This is a genomic window from Agrobacterium tumefaciens (assembly GCF_005221385.1).
Lineage (GTDB): Bacteria > Pseudomonadota > Alphaproteobacteria > Rhizobiales > Rhizobiaceae > Agrobacterium > Agrobacterium tomkonis.
The window spans coordinates 1,536,704-1,553,688 of sequence record NZ_CP039904.1 but is presented as its reverse complement, the minus strand read 5'-3'; the positions used below and the strand labels follow the sequence as shown (position 1 = coordinate 1,553,688).

The following is a 16,985-nucleotide window of genomic DNA, read 5'->3' as shown; positions in this document are numbered from 1 at the left end:
ACACAAGGCGTCACCCTCGGCCTCGTGCCGAGGGTTTGTCACTGCCCCGAAATCAGCGAGGACCGAGACGGTCTTTCTTTAGTGCGCGGCGTCGATCATCGAGATCCAGCCGGCGGCACGGCGGGCAGCATCCGCAAGCACGGGTTTTGGCGCCTTGAACCATTCGTTTTCCGGCAGTTCACGCTTTACGCGAACGAAGCTGATCGCATCATCGAGCGTCGGAAATTCCACCGGCAGCGTCAGGTGCAGAAAGAGCGCAACGACGGCGACGGAACGCGAACGCCCTCCCCGGCAATTGATGAGCACGCTGCCGCGCTCCCGCCGGGGATAGGACGGCTTGTCGGGCAATATCTGCTCCAGCGCCGCCCGCAGAATGTAGTGGGCAGCAACCATCTGTGTATCGGGGTTTCCGGCGCCATCGATCAGGCCGATCTTGTAATAGCGGATTTCGCCCGGCCCATAGACGCTGCCCTCATGATCGGAAACGATTTGCGGCTGCTCCACAAAATTGAAATCGAGATTGACGGCGCAATTGACGACGGTTGTGATGCCGTTCTCACGCAGAAGGTTGAGGTCGCTTGCGCCCTCCTTACCCGAAATGAACAGATCGACGCCATAAAGCGGATGCCGCTCATAGATGCGGCTGAGTTTCGGCAATTCGCCGGAGTCCTGCTCTGGGGATTGGATTTTTTCCGGTTGTGGCATGTCATGTCTCCGTCGGTGCCGATATTACGTCTTCAGGCCTTTGTGGCCGGCTGGCTATGCTGCGCTGCCGCCTTTGCGATGCGGTCTGCGGATATGGATCGCGCCACTCTCTGCAATGTCGGGTAATTCGCCCCCTTGCCCGTGGCGATATAACCGGGGCAGAGGAAATCTGCGGAACCCTGCGCCACCTTTCCGAGGGTGAGCGGTTCATAGGTTCCGCCCGCATTCTTGAGGATAAGAATGGCTGCCGCCACATCCCAGGCATTAACGCCAAAACCAGCGGCCGCATCCGTCCAGCCCGCCGCAACATGGGCGATGCTGAGCGCGGCGCTGCCAGGCCGGCGCAATGTCGAGAAGGTCTCGACAAGAGCGCCGAAATTGGCGAGCGCCGCTTCCCGCCCATCCAGCCGGAAATCACGCGAGACAGGATAACCGGTGATCAAGGTCGCCCGGGTCTCGTCTGCAACACTGCGGGAGCGCAGCTTGTCTCCGTCCAGATAGGAAGCTTCAAGGTTGGCGGAAAACATCTGCTCCGCCACGGGATCATAGACCACGCCGGCAACGGCCTCGCCGTCAATGACGGCGGCAATCGACACGCACCAGAAGGCAAGGCCACGGGCGAAATTCGCAGTGCCGTCGATCGGATCGACATACCATTGCACCTCGCCGCTGCCGATCTGGCCGCCTTCTTCGCCCATAATCGCTGAATTAGGTTCGCTTGCTAGAATGACGGCACGAATGGCGGCTTCAGCACGCCTGTCATGAATGGTGACGATGTCGTGGAGATCGACTTTATAGTCCACCGCCATTTCCGAGCGGAACGCCGAAAGCAGCGGATCGCGCACGGCACGCGCCGCCGTCTCGGCGATTTTCATCAGCCGCATCGAGCGGGAAAGCGCCTCCTCATTTCCAGATTTTCGCTCGGTTGAAGATGAGGTGTGCATTGGCATATCCAGTCTGTTCGTTCAAAAAAGAAGGAGGCGGCGGCGCGGCCTGAGCCGCGCCGGCCGGGATTATTTCCTGTAGTTGACGCGCCAGACGTCCTGCCATTCCTCCCGTCGGTCGAAGTCATCAAGGCCGGTGGCGGAATCATATCCCATCAGCCTGTCGGCGACCTTCATAAGCCCCGAGGGTTCGTCAGCCGGCATCTTGATGTCGATATTGGTCGGCAGCTTGCCGTCCTTCATCTGCGGGGCGATGCCCTCTTCCGTCAGGACGTAATGGATGAAGAGCTTCGCCATGTTCGGGCTCTTGGTCCTGGAGGCGATCAACCCAAGCTTGATGTAGGTCCAGCCGACCCATGGATCGAGGCCCGTGCAGAGGCCGAGCTTGTAACCCTTGTCGGCATTGTCGCGAAACTTCGCCGAACTGATGAGGCCGAAGAAAGGCTGTTTCTGGCCGGGCGCACCGACAGCTTCCGCCACCGGGTCATCACCTTCGGTGGCAAGCGGGCCGTTTGCAGCCATTGCCTTGATCCATGCGGCCGACGCGCCCTTTTCCTCTATCTCCTTGCCGAAATGGGCCTTGTAGGCTGCCGCCACCTTCTGATTTCCATGGGCTTCGAGCTGGTTGAACCAGTCCGTATATGTGCTCTTGCTCAAGGGATCGACCATGGCGACCTTGCCTTTCCATTGCGGCTCGGTCAGTTCCCAGATATTGCCCACCGGGCATTTGTCATGGGCTTCGGTATTATAGGCCCAGACATTGGCGTTGGTGGAAATTGCCAGCGGGTTCTGAAACTGCGCCGGGATTTTCGCCGCCATGTCGCCTGGCAGGTAGTTCTCGACAAAACCCGCCGGCAGAAGCTGCGCGAGAGCCGATGGCGCATCGGTGATCAGCACCACATCACCCTGCACGTTGCCGGACTGGCTTTCGCGGATGATCATCTCCAGCTGGCTATTGGCGGAAACCTTTACACCCGTTGCCTTCAGCCCGTATTTGGCGCTGAACTTCTCGGCCATTTCGACGATCTTGCCGGTGCTGTCATAGATATTGATCGGCTTTTCCTGCTTCGCCGCCGCCAGGATCGTATCCAGATCGAATGCCTCTTCGGCCACAGCAGTCATGGCAGACAGTCCGATCATTGCCGCAGCAATGACTGACGCCGTTCTCAAATTCGTTCTTTTCATCGTTTCCCCTCCCAAGGAAAAGACAGGCGGGCTTGGCACCCGCCTTCCGTTTATTTTTTGTAGTTCACACGCCAGAAATCCTGCCAGCCTTCGCGCTTGTCGAGGTCGTCGGCCGCCGTTGCGGCATCGAACGCCATCAGCTCATCGAGATGATCGGCGACCTTCGAGGGCTCATCCGTCGGCAGGGCGATTTTCGTATTGCCGGAGAGTTTGCCATCGGCGGTCTGGGGTGCGATACCCTCTTGCGTCATCAGGTAATGCAGGAAGAGCTTTGCCGCATTCGGGCTTTTCGTCTGCCCGGCAATCAGGCCGAAACCGGGATAGAGAAATCCGGAAAAGGGCTTTACGCCGCTGCAAAGCCCGAGCTTCAGCCCCTTGGCCTCGTTGTCACGATATTTCGCCACCGAGGTGATGACAAAAAACGGATCGGCCTGCCCCGGCGCACCGGCCGCATCCGCAACCGAACTCGAATCCGTCAGCAAAGGCGCATTTTCGGCAAAGGCCTTCACCCAGGCCGCGGTTGCGCTTTTTTCGCCCGTTTCCAGCTTCTTGCCGTAGAGGTCCTCATAGGCCCTGGCGACATCGGCATCGTGGTGGGTTTCGATCTGGTTGAACCAGTCGGCATAAAGCGGCTTGTCGAAGAGATCGAGCATGGCAAGCTTGCCCTTCCACTTCGGCTCCGTCAGCTGCCAGATGTTGGTGACCGGGCATGTGCCGTATTTCTCGGTATTGTAGGTCCACACATGCGGGTCCGAGACGACCACGAGCGGATCGCGCAGCTTTTGCGGAATATCGCCTTCCATATCCGGCGGCGACCAACTGGTGGCGATGCCTTCCGGCAGAAGCTCACCCATGGCGGAGGCGACATCCGTTGCGACGCTGACATCGCCGACAACATTGCCGGCCCGATGCTCGCGGATCATCAGCTCAACCTGCGTCGCCTCGTTCACCTTCTTGCCGCTGGCCTGCACGCCGTATTTGGCGGTGAAGGCCAGCGCCGTATCGACGATCTTGCCGGTCACCGCATAAACGGTGATCGGCTTTTCCTTCTTCGCGGCATCGATCAGCGCATCGAGATTAAAAGCGTCCTGCGCATGCGCGGCAGCGCCAACTGCCAGCGAGAAGATGAGGGAGAGCGCGGAGGCGGCCATTCGCCGCCCGCGCTGCCCACCATATCGGTTCTGCTTCATTGTAGTCACTGCGTCGGTCCCCCCGTTATTTTTTGTAGTTCACACGCCAGAAGTCCTGCCAGGTTTCGCGCGCATCCCAGTCGTCTAGGCTGGTGGCCATGCTGTAAGGCAGAATATCATCGAGAACCGCGCCGATACCCGAAGGCTCGTCGGCAGGCAGGCTCACCTCCTTGTTCGTCGACATCTTGCCGTCGATCGCCTGCGGCGCGATGCCTTCAGCGGTCATGATGTAATGAATGAAGAGCTTCGCCGCGTTCGGGCTGTTAGTGCCCTTGGTAATCAGGCCGACGCCCGGATAAAGCCAGCCGGCCCACGGCTTCAGTTCCTTGCAGAGGCCGAGTTTCATGCCCTTTTCGGCGTTGTCACGGAACTTGGCCGAGCTGATAAGGCCCATGAACGCGTCCTTCTGGCCGGGCGAACCCACGGCTTCAGCGGCCGCGGCATCGGCATCGGTCAGAAGCGGGGCGTTGGCGGCAAGCGCCTTTACCCAGGCTGCGGTCGCGCTCGTCTCTGCGGTTTCGAGATCCTTGCCGTAGAGCGCCTTGTAGGCCGCCTTCACCTCGCCATCGCCGTGCTTGGCCATCTGGTTGAACCAGTCGACATAGGATGCCTTGCCGAGCGGATCCTGCATCGCCACCTTGCCCTTCCACTTCGGGTCGGTCAGTTCCCAGATATTGGAAACGGGGCATTTGTCGAAAAGCTCGCTATTATAGGCCCAGACATTGGCGCTGGTGACGACGGTAAGCGGATCCTGATATTCCGGCGGAATATTGCCGGCCATATCCGGCGGCAGCCAGCTTTCGACAAAACCCATAGGAATAAGCTGAGCCATCGCCGCCGGCGCATCGCTGATGATCGAAACGTCGCCCTGAATATTGTTGGCGCGCGCCTCGCGGATGATCATCTCCAGCTGGGCCGAGGCCTTGACCTTCGCACCCTCGGCACCCACGCCATATTTCGCGGCGAAGTTCTTCGCCATTTCGACGATCTTGCCGGTGCTGTCATAAACGGTGATCGGTTTTTCCTTTTTTGCCGCCTCGATCAGGGCATTGAGGTCGAACGGCTCTTCGGCCTTCGCCGCGCCGCCAAACGTTGCGACAATTGCCGTTGCACATAACAGCCGGCTCAAACCCGTCTTTGTCCGCTTCATACTGTTTCTCCTTCAGCCGTTTTTGCCGGCGTTTTCAGTTGTAGGTGCTGTTGCGTAGAACGGCGTCCGCCTCGGTGACCCGCTGCCCCTTTGCATCGAAAGCGTGCAGGGCCTCCGGCGGTACGTGGAAAAACACGCGGTCGCCGCTGTCGATACGCGGCAGGGAATGGGTGGTCAGGAACAGCGTGTGGTTTTCGCTTCTCAGCTCAAGAATCCAGCTGCCGCCGGTCGGCAGCACGCCCGTCACCGTCATTTCACCGGAGAAGCTGCCCTGCGGCACATCTTCCGGCTTCATCACGTAACCCATCGCCTCCGGTCGCATGCCAACCGAGGCAATGCCGCGCAGTTGCGGATAACGCGCCGCAAAATAGGCTTCCCCCTTGTCGGCAACATCAGAAACGCCGGGCTGGCCGAAGGTCAGGATATTGATCGGCGGGCTGCCAACGAATTCGGCAACGAAGCGGTTGGCCGGGCGGTCGTAAATGTCGTTGGGCGTGCCCATCTGCTGCAGCGTGCCCTCGTTCATGACGGCAATGGTGGTGGCAAGCGTCATGGCTTCCCACTGGTCATGCGTCACGAAGACGATGGTGGTCTTGAACTCTTTGTGCAGCCGCTTCAGTTCGGCGCGCATTTCCAGCCGCAGCCGCGCATCCAGATTGGAGAGCGGCTCGTCCAGAAGCAGAACGCCGGGATTGACAGCAAGCATACGGGCAAGCGCCACGCGCTGCTGCTGCCCACCGGAAAGCTGCGACGGATAACGATCGCGATATTTGGCGATGTCGAGCGCCTGCATGACGCGTTCGACACGGGCTTCGCGCTCGGCCTTAGGCAGCTTGCGCAGGCGCAGGCCGAAATCCGTGTTGCGCTCGATCGTCAGGTGCGGCCACAGCGCGTAGCTCTGGAAGACGAGGCCCATTTCACGCTTTTCCGGCGGCACGAAGATGCCATCGGTAACGGAATCGATTACCCGGTCGCCGACGCGGATTTCCCCGCCGGAGAGGTTTTCAAGGCCGGCGATCATCCGCAGCGTCGTGGTTTTGCCGCAGCCGGAAGGGCCGAGCAGGCACATGAATTCGCCGTCGCGGATTTCGAGATCGAGATCGGAAACCGCATTTGCGGAATTTACACCGTAGTTTTTCTGCGCACCGCGCAGGTTGATGGTAGGCATCAGCTTCCAAGTCCTTCTGCAAGATTTGTGCGGGTCAGTTTCTGGGCCAGCAGCGTGCCGAAATAGGCGATGCCGGCGATGATCAGCACCACGGCGTTGGCGGCCTGCGTGTAGTGGTAATCGACCAGCCGCAGCGAATAGGTGGTCAGCACGTCCGTGCTCGGCACGGCGAGGATGACGAAGAGGCTCAAGCCCTTGATGCCCGAAATGAAGGGCAGGAGAACCCCGGTCACCAGCGATCCCTTCTGGATCGGGATCACAATGGAGATCATGCGGCGGAACCAGCCAGCGCCGGCAATCTGCGCCGCCTCTTCCGGGTCCTTTCCAAGCTGCGTCATGGCCGAGATGCCGGCGCGTGAGGCATAGGGCATCTGGTCGGCAATCAGCGCCAGGATAAGGATCGTCACCGTGCCATAGAGCGCCGGCATCGGCCCGCGCGGAACGGCAAAGAGCGACAGATAAGCGGCGGCAAAAGCGATGCCAGGCACGAGATAGGGCAGGAACGTTACCTGTCGCAAATAGACCGACAGGGCGCGCACCGGCGTGCGGATGACAACATAACCGACCAGGAGACCGAGAACGCCTGATGTCAGCGAGGCAAGCCCGACGATCATCATCGTGTTTTTCGCCGCCGCCCATAGATCGGGGCTCAAAAGAACGCCGGTCTGCAAGGCCACGGTATTGAGGTTGGTGCCAATCCAGTAATCGAGCGTGAAGTTGTCGAGCGTGAATTTGGCCGGCATTTTCATGATGGTCGAGAGCGCCAGCGTCAGAAGCGGCAGGCCGACGCTGAGGATGAAGATGGCGGCCGCAAAGCCGGTTGCCGGAAGCCGCATCTTGCCGAGGCGGTTTTGCCGGTTCATCGAGCCTTTCGAACCGATGGTCACGAACCGGCGCGCTTCGCGAACGAGGCGCGCATCGATCATCAGCGTGATGATACCGATGAGCATGATCGAGGCCGCAACGACACCGGCAACACCGGTCTGGCGCGAGGCGATGCTGCGAAACAGCGAAGTGGACAGGACTTCGAACTTCACGGGCAGCCCGAGAACATAGGGTACGCCGAATTCACCGAGGCACTTCGCAAAGATCAGCACCATGGAAGACAACAGCGCCGGGCGCATCAGCGGCATGATGACCTGCAAGGCCACCTGATAGCGGTGTGCACCGAGAATACGCGCGGAATCTTCAAGCTGCGAATCGAAACGGCGAAGCGCCGAGCCGAACAGCAGGATGACGAAAGGCGTATAATGCAGCGCAAGGATGATGGTGATCGGGAAACGCCCATATGCAACCCAGTCCGGCGGCGTCAGGCCGATTGCCTCAAACCAGCCGGGCTGGCCGCCCACGGTGCGGTTCTTGAACAGGGTCGTCCAGGCCAGCGCAAAGGTCCAGGCCGGCAGCATATAAGGCACAATCAGCGCGGTGGCGAACCAGCGCCGACCGAACATATCCGTGCGGCTGATAAGCCAGGCAAGCACGGTGCCGATGACCAGCGAAAGCGAAATCGCCCCGAAAGCCACTGTCAGCGTGTTAAAGAGCGGCCGCCAGAAGAGGTCAGTCGCGACAGGCGAGAAAAACGCCCTGTCGAGATAATAAAGCGTGAGGTCGCCAACATCCTTGCCAAGGCGCCTTTCATGGCCAAACTGGACGCGGACAGCGTCGAGAATGATCGAAATGATCGGAACGACGATCAGATAGGTAAAAAGCAGGGCTGTCAGAACGCCGATCAGCGTCGTCGGCTCCCGGAGCGCGACCTTGAGGCGATATCGCCAGGCCTGCCATGCCGAAGGCGCGGTCGCAGGGGGACGCCCCAATGCCTCCGCCTTCGTTGATTCGCTTAAAAGAGCCATTATCTCTCCCCGTATGGCCACACCATTGCCCCGACACGCCGGCAAGCACCTGCCTTCGCGCAGCCTGAAAAACAGACGGCGCGTGCGTGACCTTCAACAATGCATCAATGCTTCAGAAGCGGGCTTCCAACCCGCCCACAACGATGATCCCAGCTCCTCCCGAAAACATCGCCGGCAAAGCGGAAGTGGAATAAAAATTCCATAACTCACTTCACCTTGGAATGCATGATCCGTCTTAAAAGACGTTTTGTCAACGAAAAAATGCACACGTGATCACTATCTTATTTATTTGTTTTAAAACGTCTTTTTGTCACAAAACTGTAATTTTTTGAGTGCGCTATTCAGCGGAATGTTTTTCCCGGCGCGACGACAATGGAACGAATGAGACGTTTCACCGGGATATGCCAGGTCATCCTGCTCCAGCGCAGCGGCAGGCAGTCGAAAAATTTCGATAGGAATAGCCGACGCCACATCGCCTGTGATATCAGGCTTAGGATTTCGCAACCGGGGAAGTTGAATGGCGAGAGGGTTCGTGACAGCCGAAGAGGTGGCAAAAAAGGCCGGGGTCTCGCGCTCCGCCGTCTCGCGCACCTTCACTCCCGGCGGCAGCGTTTCGAAGGTGGTGCGGCGCAAAGTGCTGAAAGCCGCGCAGGAACTTGGCTATCGCGTCAATCGTCTGGCGCAGGGCCTTAATAATGATCGCTCCAACCTCATCGGTGTCGTCGGCGCCAACCTGAGTTCGCCCTTTATTTCAAAGCAGCTCGATCTGCTCAGCATCGGCCTTCTGCGTCGCGGCCTGCAATGCCTGCTCTTGAATGCGGCGGATGCGCGCAAGGACATCGCACCGCTGATCGAGCTTCTTTTCGAGTTCCGCGCCCAGGCAATCGTCGTTCTCTCTGGTGAACCGCCGGCTTCGATCGTCGACGAATGCATTGCCAATGGCGTGCGCCTCATCCTCATCAACCAGCGTCTCGACCGCACCGATACCAATATGGTGCTGAGCGACGATTCCCACGGTGCCGACCTTGCCGCCATGCGGCTCGTGGCGGCCAAATGCCGGAAGGTCGCGGTCATTTCCAGCGGCAGCCAGACCCCGGCGCAGCTGCGCCGCGCCGGCGCCTTCACCCAGCGCATGACCATAGAAGGCATCGAGGTCGTTGCCTGGTCCGGCGGTCCGACAAGTTATGACAGCGGTTATCAGGCCGGCTGCGAATTGCTGGCCGACAAGGCGATCGATGGCGCTTTCTGCGTGACCGATCTGCTGGCGCTCGGTTTTATGGACGCCGCACGTCTGGAAATGGGTCGCCGGGTGCCGGAAGATCTCTCGATCGTCGGTTTCGATGATATTCCACAGGCTGGCTGGAAAAGCTATCAGCTGACCACCGTTGCTCAATCCTTCGACGCGTTGACAGAGAAAGTCCTGACTGCGCTTGACAGCGACCTGCCGGAAACCCGGCTTCAGGTCGTGCCCGTTTCCATGGTCGAGCGCATCACCGCGCGCTAACCCGCCTGCTTGATGCGGCTTTCGATCAGGAGGCCGCTTTCATCAAGGATCGGATGGGCGACGGCGGCGATATGGGCGTTGATGCGTTTGAGATCGCGCAACATATCCAGATGCACGGAGCTGGTCTGGATGCTGTCGGCCCGGCCATCGCGCAGGCGTTGCAGGTGGCGTTCCGAAGACTGTTTTTCGAGGCGCCGCACATCTTCCTTCACTTCCACCAGCCGCCGGGCAAGATCGGCATTGCGGGTCGCGAAAACCGATTGCGCCATGCGGATATTGTCGAGTGTGACGGCGAAAAGACGCTCCAGCTCACTCTTGCCGTCAGCGGAAAACTGCAGGCCAAGATCGATCTTCTTGGCGATTTCCGGACGGATGCCTTTCTCGATGATATCGCCGATATGTTCGAGATTGATGGCATATTCGACGATATCCATCGCGCGGCGCTGGTCTTTGCGGCAAAGCCCATCCTGCCCGACCTTGGAGACATAGACCTTGATGTCATGCTGGATACGGTCGACCCGGCCTTCCAGCATGCTGATATCGTTGAGTTTCGTCACGTCGCTATCGCGCATCGCTTCGCTTGCCTGCCGTAGCATGCGCTCGATCAGGTCGCCGACCAGCAGCACCTCGCGGCTCGCACCAGCAAGTGCTGCGACCGGCTGGTCGAGATCGTGACTGTCGAGATAGCTGCGGCTGCTTTCGCTCCCCTCTTTTTCCGGCAGCATTGCCTTCGTTACCCGCAAAAGCAGCGGCGAGAGCGGCCATGCGATGGCGGCAACAGCCAGATTGAAGAAAAGATGCGCATCAACAGCGAGATTGGCGTGCGAAAAGGGTGACATATCCAGAAGCGCCGCACCGTAACCGGCAAGAGGCAGGGCCAGAAGACAGCCGATGGCCCTGACGATGAGGTTGCCGACAGTCACCCGCCGCGCCGCAATCGGCGCTTTCAGCGTTGCCAGCACCGGCGGAACCGCGCCGCCGAGATTGGCGCCGAGAACCAGCACGATGATTAAGCTCGTTTCGATGCCGCCACTTGCCGCGAGCGACAGGATGAGAACGACAATCGCAAGACTGGAAGAAGCCAGCACCGCCAGGACGGCGGAGAAAATCAGCGCCACCGGCCAGGCATTGCCAAGCAATGAAATGAAGAGACCAAGCGCCGGAGATTGTCTGATCGGATCGGTCGCCGCGGAAAGAAGATGCAGGGAAAGCAGCATCAGGCCGACACCGGCAAGGGCCGCACCCGCTCCCTGCCGCTGCGCCGATTTTCCGCGGAGCAGGATGACGCCGGCAAGGATGAGCATTGGCGACAGCCAGCCAAGCCCGAGCGCGACAATCCACGCTGTCATCGCGGTGCCAACATTGGCCCCCAGCAGCACAACCTGCGCCATGGCCGGCGCGATAAGGTCTTTTTCAACGAAGGAAGCGACCATCAGCGCGGTCGCGGTCGAACTCTGCAAGGCGATCGTCGCCACGAGACCGGCAAAGAAGGAGCGAAATCCGCCCCGCGTGCCGGCGGCAAGACCGGTGCGAAGCCTGGCGCCAAATGCGCGCGACATGCCGTCCTTAATCTGCGCAAGGCCGAAAAGCAGCAATGCCACCGCGCCGAACAGATTGATGCTGACAACGACCGATTCCATCGGATCACCTCGCGTGTCGTTCCTGCCGCCCGCTCTGCACTCAGGGCTGCGATGCAGCGGCCCGTTGCAAAACCTTCAGATCAAACCGCTACGCGCTCATATTGTGGAGCGAGCTGAAGCGTGAGATCACGCGAACTGCCTTCAGCACGCTCTATAAACAGGCCGAGCGCACCGAAGAAGATTTCGATAAAGCTTTGAACGGAACCGTCGTGACGATCCGCCTCACGGCCGAAGCGTTCCGCCAGCACCCGATAGAGGGAAAGCCGCTCCGGCTGGATATGCGGCAGGGCAAGACCCGCGCCCTGACGAAGGCAATACCAATCGGCAATCAGCTCGAACATCGGCAGTTCAGAAGCCAGCACGAGGCCATCAGATGGGGAGCCGCCTTTTTTTCCGATCAAGCCAATAACGTCCTGCACGGTTTTATTCGCAATGGCCGCCACAACCTCCGCCGGCCATTCCTTGATGAAATAACGGTACCTGACCAGCGCCCGTTTGTGGCCAAGCAGAAAATCACCGTAGGTGCCCGCCGCAAACGCCTGGTCCTCATCCTCGCCAGCCAGAGCCGTTTCCTGCGCATAGCCTCGGCAAATGCGGCTGTTGATCGGCAGAGCATCCATCTCCACCGTCTCCACAGTGATTTCCTGCCGCGACGGGTGGACAACCTTGAACGCGGGCGGAAAGGCAACCAGCGACGGCACGGCGATATTGGTAAGCGAATTCTCCCCGTCCCCGCACCTTGTCACACCTTCCACATGCAGGTGCCCGCTGAAATGGATGGCAAGCCCGGCGTTACGCAACGCATCCTCCACCGCCTTGCGCGGCGTGCGGCGCACGACATTGGTTTCGCCAAACAGTGCACCTTCGGCACCGCTTGCGCCATCAAACGGATCGAGCGCCGGATAGTGGGAAAAGCCAAGCAACGTTTTGCCGAGCGCCTCTGCCCTATGCCGCACATCGGCAATCCAGTCGATGATGAAGGGCTTGCAGCGCAAAAGCGCGTTCCAGCCACCGGAGGTGCTATCGGTGAAGGCCGCTTCCTCACCTTTTTCGAACGCACCGTCGAGCGGTTCGAAAATATTGGCGTCGATCATCAGTAGCCAGAGACCCGGCTCCGGCTCGACGAGATAGGAGGCGTCCATCAGCTGGTAGACATTGTGCCCATCGGGCGAGCGCACCTCGTAAAGGCGGTCCTCCGCCAAGTCGGAGAGGCCGAACGGCGTTTCCCAGTGAATATAGTCCGGCTGGCGGAAATATCCGAAAGCCGACATGGGCCCGAGGCCCACTGGATAGCCCTCGCAATACATCCGGTCGCTAATAACAACCCGCTCTCCAGCGCGCCGTGCATCGCTCGAAACAGAAACGCATCGGCCATTTTCCGTCAGGAACTCCTTGGTATGGTGCCGGCCGCGCGGGCCGAAAATATCGTGGTTTCCGGGCAATGCATAAAAAGCGGTGCCATGGGCGTCACGATGACGCTCGAGAATGCCCTTCAGCGTTTCGGTGGTCGCCCGCTGGCCGTCATCGGTATAATCGCCAAGCAGCACGACATGGCGGATGCCGCGTTGCCGAACCGCTTCGAGTGCGGCATGCAGCGCATCGGCACTCTCGTTGAAAACCCGGGTGGATTCGCGTGTGTCCGACCAGCTGCGCATGGTGATGCGCTCACCATCGATCTCGATGCCCGGAAATCCGAAATCGGCGGCCGTGTCATGAAAATGCGCGTCTGCAATGACGGCAACGGAGGGAAGCGCACGTGTCAGCATGATTGGGCGGTCTTTCTGCCTTCAACCATGTCGATCCAGTCGGAAGCACGGCGGGCGGCGGCATAAAGCATGGGTTTCGGCGTCTCGAACCATTCGTCGGGCCGCAATTCCCGCCTAGTGCGGATCACGGAAACCGCGTCGTCAAGGGTGGGGTAAAGATGCGGCTGCTGCTTATGGAGGAAAAGCGCCACCAGCGAGACGGAGCGGCTGCGGCCACTGCGGCAGTTGACCAGCACATTGCCGCCATCTGGAAACGGATAGGTCTCGCGTTTCGGCATGGTCTGGCGAAGCGCACCGTCAAGAATATAATAGGCCCCCAGCATCATCGTGTCGGGGCTGCCCTCCCCGTCGATCAGGCCAAGCTTGTAATAGCGGATGTCACCATACCCCACAGCGCGTTTGTCGCCCTCTTCCGCCATTGCCTGCACGAGATTGATATCGAGGTTGACGGCGCAATTGACAACGGTGGTAATGCTGTGGCGGCGCAGGAGCCCGAGATCGCTCGCACCATCGCTGCCGCCGATATAAAGCGCAGCATTATGCGGGCCAAGCCCTTCCGCGATCAGGCTGATTGCAGGCCGGGCATAAACGGGTCCATCCATGTCATTCCTCCACATGCACCAAGCCGCCCTTTCAAGGACCAAGCTTCGCCTAAAATAAGGCCGATGCGGCCCGCTGCCCACCCGACGGCTGCCGCCCGGCCAAAGGTATGCTCGATGCCTCACTGACACCTTTGGCAACACCGCCGGCTGCCGCCAGCACCGGCCCGCCATCCTCAAGACTACCGACTTCCAGGAAGGGGCAGACATCGCCGCCAGCTTCGCTGACGAGTAGCAGTCCCGCAAGACAATCCCATGAATTCATATGCAATTCGAGATAGGCATCGGAACGGCCATCAGCCACATAGGCAAGCGCCATGGCCCCGGAGCCGGCGCGGCGGACATTGGTGCCCATATCGAGCAGGTTCTTGACGACATCGAGATAGATGTCATTCGCCACGCGGGTCGACCAGCCCATTTCGATCGACGCCGCATCGAAACGTTCCGTCTCCGACACCCGGATCGGCAAGCCGTTACGCGTCGCCCCCTCGCCGCGGCGGGCAAAATAAAGCTCATCAAGGGCGGGGTTATAGATCGCGCCGAGCTCGGTCTGTCCGTTTTCGACATAAGCGATCGATATGCAGAAATGCGGAATGCCGCGTGCGAAATTCGCGGTTCCGTCGATGGGATCCACGACCCAGACGCGCTCGCCAATCTCCCCGCCGCCTTCTTCCCCGAAAAAGCTGTCGTCAGGAAAACACGCCGCGATCGCGCCGCGAATATGCGCTTCGGAGGCAGCATCCGTCACCGTCAGGAAATCCTGCGGCCCCTTCATCGAAAAGCTGCGCGTCGCTTCGCCCTGAAAGCCTTTCAGCACCAGTTCCCCGGCGGAAAGAATAACGCTGCGGCAGAGTTCGGCGCGAGCCGTCAATGTATCCGGATAAGGCATCGAGTCCATGCGCAACAACCATTTCCCTTAGAGTGAACGCGTGTTCATATTGCACACGTGTTCAATGTTTTCAAGCCCGATTTTGGAGGAATTGATTGTGTCGGATCGGACATCGCCAATCCTGTCAGCGCACGACATCCATCGCAATTGATGACGCCGAATTAAACGCTTGTCTTGGATCGTTCAAGACGTATCAGCGCGCTTTGTTCAATGCAAATGGGATGTTGCGAAAGACAACCACATGCATCTCGAGGTTGATTTGGTTCTTCCTCAATTAACCCTGTGTATTTCCAATGATGTAACCGCACTTATGTTATGAACGCCGCTCTGCACTTGATGAGCGGCCAATGAAAATACTGAGTGCCAAACAAAAAATTCAAAATTTCATGTCTGTTCGATCTGACAATCCGGACTTGCTGAAAGCACAGTATCGCGCCTTCACACGGCAGATGCCGATGATGTATTTCATACTTCTTTCAAGTACTTGGGCGCTTGCCACTACGCATATGCAATTGGCGCCGTTTTGGCTCACCGTTGGAATTCCTGCTCTTTTCACCCTTGGCTGCACCCTCAGGGTCGCATTCTGGTGGAAGACACGCGGCATCGACCCGAATCCGAAAATGGCTCACGCGGCACTCCAGCGCACAAACCGCCTGGCGGTCGGCATCGCCATGGCATTCACGCTCTGGTCTTTTTCGCTGGTGCCTTATGGGGACGCCTATACGCAGTCTCACGTCGCCTTCTACATGGCGATTACCGTGATTTCCTGCATCTTCTGTCTGATGTATGTGCGCTCTGCCGCCTTCATTGTTACCCTCATCGTCAACGGCGCATTCATCGTCTTCTTTCTGGCGTCACGGCAACCGACATTCATCGCCATTGCCATCAATGTTCTCTTGGTCTGCGCCGGCATGATGTCCATCCTGTTGACCAACTACCGCAATTTCGAGCGTATGGTCGTCTCCCAGCAGCGTACGGAAGCGCTGAGCAACGAGAACCTGCTGCTCGCCAATATGGATAGCCTGACCGAGCTACCCAATCGCCGTGCTTTTTTCACCCATCTGGAAGTCGAGCTGGAAAAGGCCAGAGCCGCAGGAACCCGTCTGGCGCTGGGCGTTATCGATCTCGACGGCTTCAAGCCGGTCAACGACCTCTACGGACACTCCGTCGGCGACAGACTGCTGGTCAGTGTCAGCAAACGCCTTACCGTCTGTCTGAAAGCCAGCAAGGCGTTCCGGCTGGGCGGCGACGAATTTGCCATCGTTGCTCCGATCATACCTGATGATGCGCAACTCGTTGCCAATGCCAACGCAATTTCGGAACAGCTGAGAGCACCCTACCATATGCCGGAGGGAACGGTGCATGTTTCCGCCTCAATGGGGATAGCCGTCTTTCCAAATCTCGCCTCCACGCTGGAACAGCTTTTCGACAGGGCAGATTATGCCCTTTACCATGCCAAGAAGACCCGGCGCGGCGATGCCGTCCTGTTCGACGCGGAACACGAAAAGCAGATCAATATCGAAGCCCGCATCGAACATCTGCTCAAGCAGCGCGATATGGAAAACGAGCTTTCAGTTGTGTTCCAGCCGATCGTCGATATACGCGATGGAGGGACCGACGGTTTTGAAGCGCTGGCGCGCTGGCATAGCCCGATCCTCGGGCATGTGCCGCCCGCCCAATTTTTCTCCATCGCCGAGCGAGCCGGCATCGTCAGTTCGCTGACGCGGCCGCTTCTCAAGAAGGCACTGGCTTCCGCGTCACAATGGGAACCCTCCCTCAGGCTATCATTCAACCTCTCGGCCCATGATCTCAATTCCTGCGAAGGCGTGCTGTCGCTGATCGGCATTATTGAAAACAGCGGTTTCGACGCACGTCGTCTGGATTTGGAAATTACCGAGACCGCCTTTGCACATGATTTCGAACAGGTCAGGCAATCGGTCGAAATGTTGCGGCGTCTTGGCTGCGGCATTTCGCTGGACGATTTCGGCACTGGTTATTCCAGCCTGACGCGGCTGCATGCCCTGCCTCTCACCAAGATCAAGATCGACCGCAGTTTCGTTACGAATCTGCACGAAAAGCCGGCGAGCTACAAGATCGTGAAATCTCTTCTCACCCTCAGCCGGGATATGGAACTGGAATGTGTGGTGGAGGGGGTTGAAACACCGGAAGAGCTTGCAGCCCTGGAAGGCCTTGGCGCCACGCTGGTGCAGGGCTATGTTTATGCGCCGCCGTTGCGAGAAGAAGATGTCGATGAATTTCTTTCCGAGCGCCAGGCAAGACGCACCGCATTATAGGAAAATCGCGACCGTTCATCGCAACTGCCCACGGCAGAAGCTGGTCCTCGCCGGGCGGCGAAGACAATTTTTCAGAACACCCTTCGCCTGAACGAAAT

13 protein-coding genes are annotated in these 16,985 nt (G+C 59.1%); 2 read left to right on the top strand and 11 right to left on the bottom strand.

The features are described 5' to 3' along the window. Positions 1 to 78: 78 nt before the first annotated feature. From CFBP6623_RS22350 to CFBP6623_RS22320, 7 genes are all read right to left on the bottom strand, one after another. Positions 79 to 705 (bottom strand): dual specificity protein phosphatase family protein, encoded by a 627-nt coding sequence (locus tag CFBP6623_RS22350; RefSeq protein ID WP_046801006.1) that lies wholly within the window; start codon positions 703 to 705, stop codon positions 79 to 81. A 32-nt stretch (positions 706 to 737) separates the two neighbouring features. Beyond that, the gene (locus tag CFBP6623_RS22345) at positions 738 to 1,655 is read right to left on the bottom strand and encodes an inositol monophosphatase family protein (RefSeq protein ID WP_046801007.1); all 918 of its coding nucleotides are present in this window, start codon (positions 1,653 to 1,655) and stop codon (positions 738 to 740) included. A gap of 63 nt (positions 1,656 to 1,718) precedes the next feature. Continuing rightward, positions 1,719 to 2,789: an ABC transporter substrate-binding protein gene (locus CFBP6623_RS22340; RefSeq protein WP_408606504.1), complete on the bottom strand. Its 1,071-nt coding sequence runs from the start codon at positions 2,787 to 2,789 to the stop codon at positions 1,719 to 1,721. 95 nt (positions 2,790 to 2,884) lie between these two features. Beyond that, positions 2,885 to 4,024 (bottom strand): ABC transporter substrate-binding protein, encoded by a 1,140-nt coding sequence (locus tag CFBP6623_RS22335; RefSeq protein ID WP_170979852.1) that lies wholly within the window; start codon positions 4,022 to 4,024, stop codon positions 2,885 to 2,887. 25 nt (positions 4,025 to 4,049) lie between these two features. Beyond that, positions 4,050 to 5,174: an ABC transporter substrate-binding protein gene (locus CFBP6623_RS22330; RefSeq protein WP_046801010.1), complete on the bottom strand. Its 1,125-nt coding sequence runs from the start codon at positions 5,172 to 5,174 to the stop codon at positions 4,050 to 4,052. 34 nt (positions 5,175 to 5,208) lie between these two features. Beyond that, positions 5,209 to 6,342 carry an ABC transporter ATP-binding protein gene (locus CFBP6623_RS22325; protein ID WP_046801011.1) on the bottom strand — a complete coding sequence of 378 codons (1,134 nt, stop codon included), beginning with the start codon at positions 6,340 to 6,342 and terminating at the stop codon, positions 5,209 to 5,211. Further along, positions 6,342 to 8,195, bottom strand: a complete 1,854-nt coding sequence (locus CFBP6623_RS22320; RefSeq protein WP_046801012.1) for an ABC transporter permease — start codon at positions 8,193 to 8,195, stop codon at positions 6,342 to 6,344. Before CFBP6623_RS22320 ends, CFBP6623_RS22325 begins: the two co-directional genes overlap by 1 nt. A 517-nt stretch (positions 8,196 to 8,712) precedes the next feature. On the opposite strand from CFBP6623_RS22320, the gene CFBP6623_RS22315 reads away from it, so the two are divergent. After that, positions 8,713 to 9,699: a LacI family DNA-binding transcriptional regulator gene (locus CFBP6623_RS22315; RefSeq protein WP_046801013.1), complete on the top strand. Its 987-nt coding sequence runs from the start codon at positions 8,713 to 8,715 to the stop codon at positions 9,697 to 9,699. Here CFBP6623_RS22315 and CFBP6623_RS22310 read toward each other — a convergent pair. The 4 genes from CFBP6623_RS22310 to CFBP6623_RS22295 form a co-directional block, all read right to left on the bottom strand. Further along, on the bottom strand, positions 9,696 to 11,339 hold the full coding sequence (locus CFBP6623_RS22310) for a Na/Pi cotransporter family protein (RefSeq protein WP_046801014.1): 1,644 nt from the start codon (positions 11,337 to 11,339) through the stop codon (positions 9,696 to 9,698). The two genes, CFBP6623_RS22315 and CFBP6623_RS22310, sit on opposite strands and share 4 nt — an antisense overlap. An 80-nt stretch (positions 11,340 to 11,419) precedes the next feature. Beyond that, on the bottom strand, positions 11,420 to 13,105 hold the full coding sequence (locus CFBP6623_RS22305; protein ID WP_080842920.1) for a metallophosphoesterase family protein: 1,686 nt from the start codon (positions 13,103 to 13,105) through the stop codon (positions 11,420 to 11,422). Further along, positions 13,099 to 13,707 carry a dual specificity protein phosphatase family protein gene (locus CFBP6623_RS22300; RefSeq protein WP_046801016.1) on the bottom strand — a complete coding sequence of 203 codons (609 nt, stop codon included), beginning with the start codon at positions 13,705 to 13,707 and terminating at the stop codon, positions 13,099 to 13,101. The genes CFBP6623_RS22305 and CFBP6623_RS22300 overlap by 7 nt, the downstream gene beginning before the upstream one ends. Positions 13,708 to 13,756: 49 nt before the next feature. Then, positions 13,757 to 14,602 (bottom strand): inositol monophosphatase family protein, encoded by an 846-nt coding sequence (locus tag CFBP6623_RS22295; protein ID WP_046801017.1) that lies wholly within the window; start codon positions 14,600 to 14,602, stop codon positions 13,757 to 13,759. 338 nt (positions 14,603 to 14,940) lie between these two features. On the opposite strand from CFBP6623_RS22295, the gene CFBP6623_RS22290 reads away from it, so the two are divergent. Beyond that, positions 14,941 to 16,887: a putative bifunctional diguanylate cyclase/phosphodiesterase gene (locus CFBP6623_RS22290; RefSeq protein ID WP_046801018.1), complete on the top strand. Its 1,947-nt coding sequence runs from the start codon at positions 14,941 to 14,943 to the stop codon at positions 16,885 to 16,887. Positions 16,888 to 16,985 lie beyond the last annotated feature (98 nt).

Excerpts from the sequence above, each read along its gene's own strand:
- CFBP6623_RS22350 (WP_046801006.1), bottom strand. The coding sequence starts at position 705 with ATGCCACAACCGGAAAAAATCCAATCCCCAGAGCAGGACTCCGGCGAA.
- CFBP6623_RS22345 (WP_046801007.1), bottom strand. The coding sequence starts at position 1,655 with ATGCCAATGCACACCTCATCTTCAACCGAGCGAAAATCTGGAAATGAG.
- CFBP6623_RS22340 (WP_408606504.1), bottom strand. The coding sequence starts at position 2,789 with ATGATCGGACTGTCTGCCATGACTGCTGTGGCCGAAGAGGCATTCGAT.
- CFBP6623_RS22335 (WP_170979852.1), bottom strand. The coding sequence starts at position 4,024 with ATGAAGCAGAACCGATATGGTGGGCAGCGCGGGCGGCGAATGGCCGCC.
- CFBP6623_RS22330 (WP_046801010.1), bottom strand. The coding sequence starts at position 5,174 with ATGAAGCGGACAAAGACGGGTTTGAGCCGGCTGTTATGTGCAACGGCA.
- CFBP6623_RS22325 (WP_046801011.1), bottom strand. The coding sequence starts at position 6,342 with ATGCCTACCATCAACCTGCGCGGTGCGCAGAAAAACTACGGTGTAAAT.
- CFBP6623_RS22320 (WP_046801012.1), bottom strand. The coding sequence starts at position 8,195 with ATGGCTCTTTTAAGCGAATCAACGAAGGCGGAGGCATTGGGGCGTCCC.
- CFBP6623_RS22315 (WP_046801013.1), top strand. The coding sequence starts at position 8,713 with ATGGCGAGAGGGTTCGTGACAGCCGAAGAGGTGGCAAAAAAGGCCGGG.
- CFBP6623_RS22310 (WP_046801014.1), bottom strand. The coding sequence starts at position 11,339 with ATGGAATCGGTCGTTGTCAGCATCAATCTGTTCGGCGCGGTGGCATTG.
- CFBP6623_RS22305 (WP_080842920.1), bottom strand. The coding sequence starts at position 13,105 with ATGCTGACACGTGCGCTTCCCTCCGTTGCCGTCATTGCAGACGCGCAT.
- CFBP6623_RS22300 (WP_046801016.1), bottom strand. The coding sequence starts at position 13,707 with ATGGATGGACCCGTTTATGCCCGGCCTGCAATCAGCCTGATCGCGGAA.
- CFBP6623_RS22295 (WP_046801017.1), bottom strand. The coding sequence starts at position 14,602 with ATGGACTCGATGCCTTATCCGGATACATTGACGGCTCGCGCCGAACTC.
- CFBP6623_RS22290 (WP_046801018.1), top strand. The coding sequence starts at position 14,941 with ATGAAAATACTGAGTGCCAAACAAAAAATTCAAAATTTCATGTCTGTT.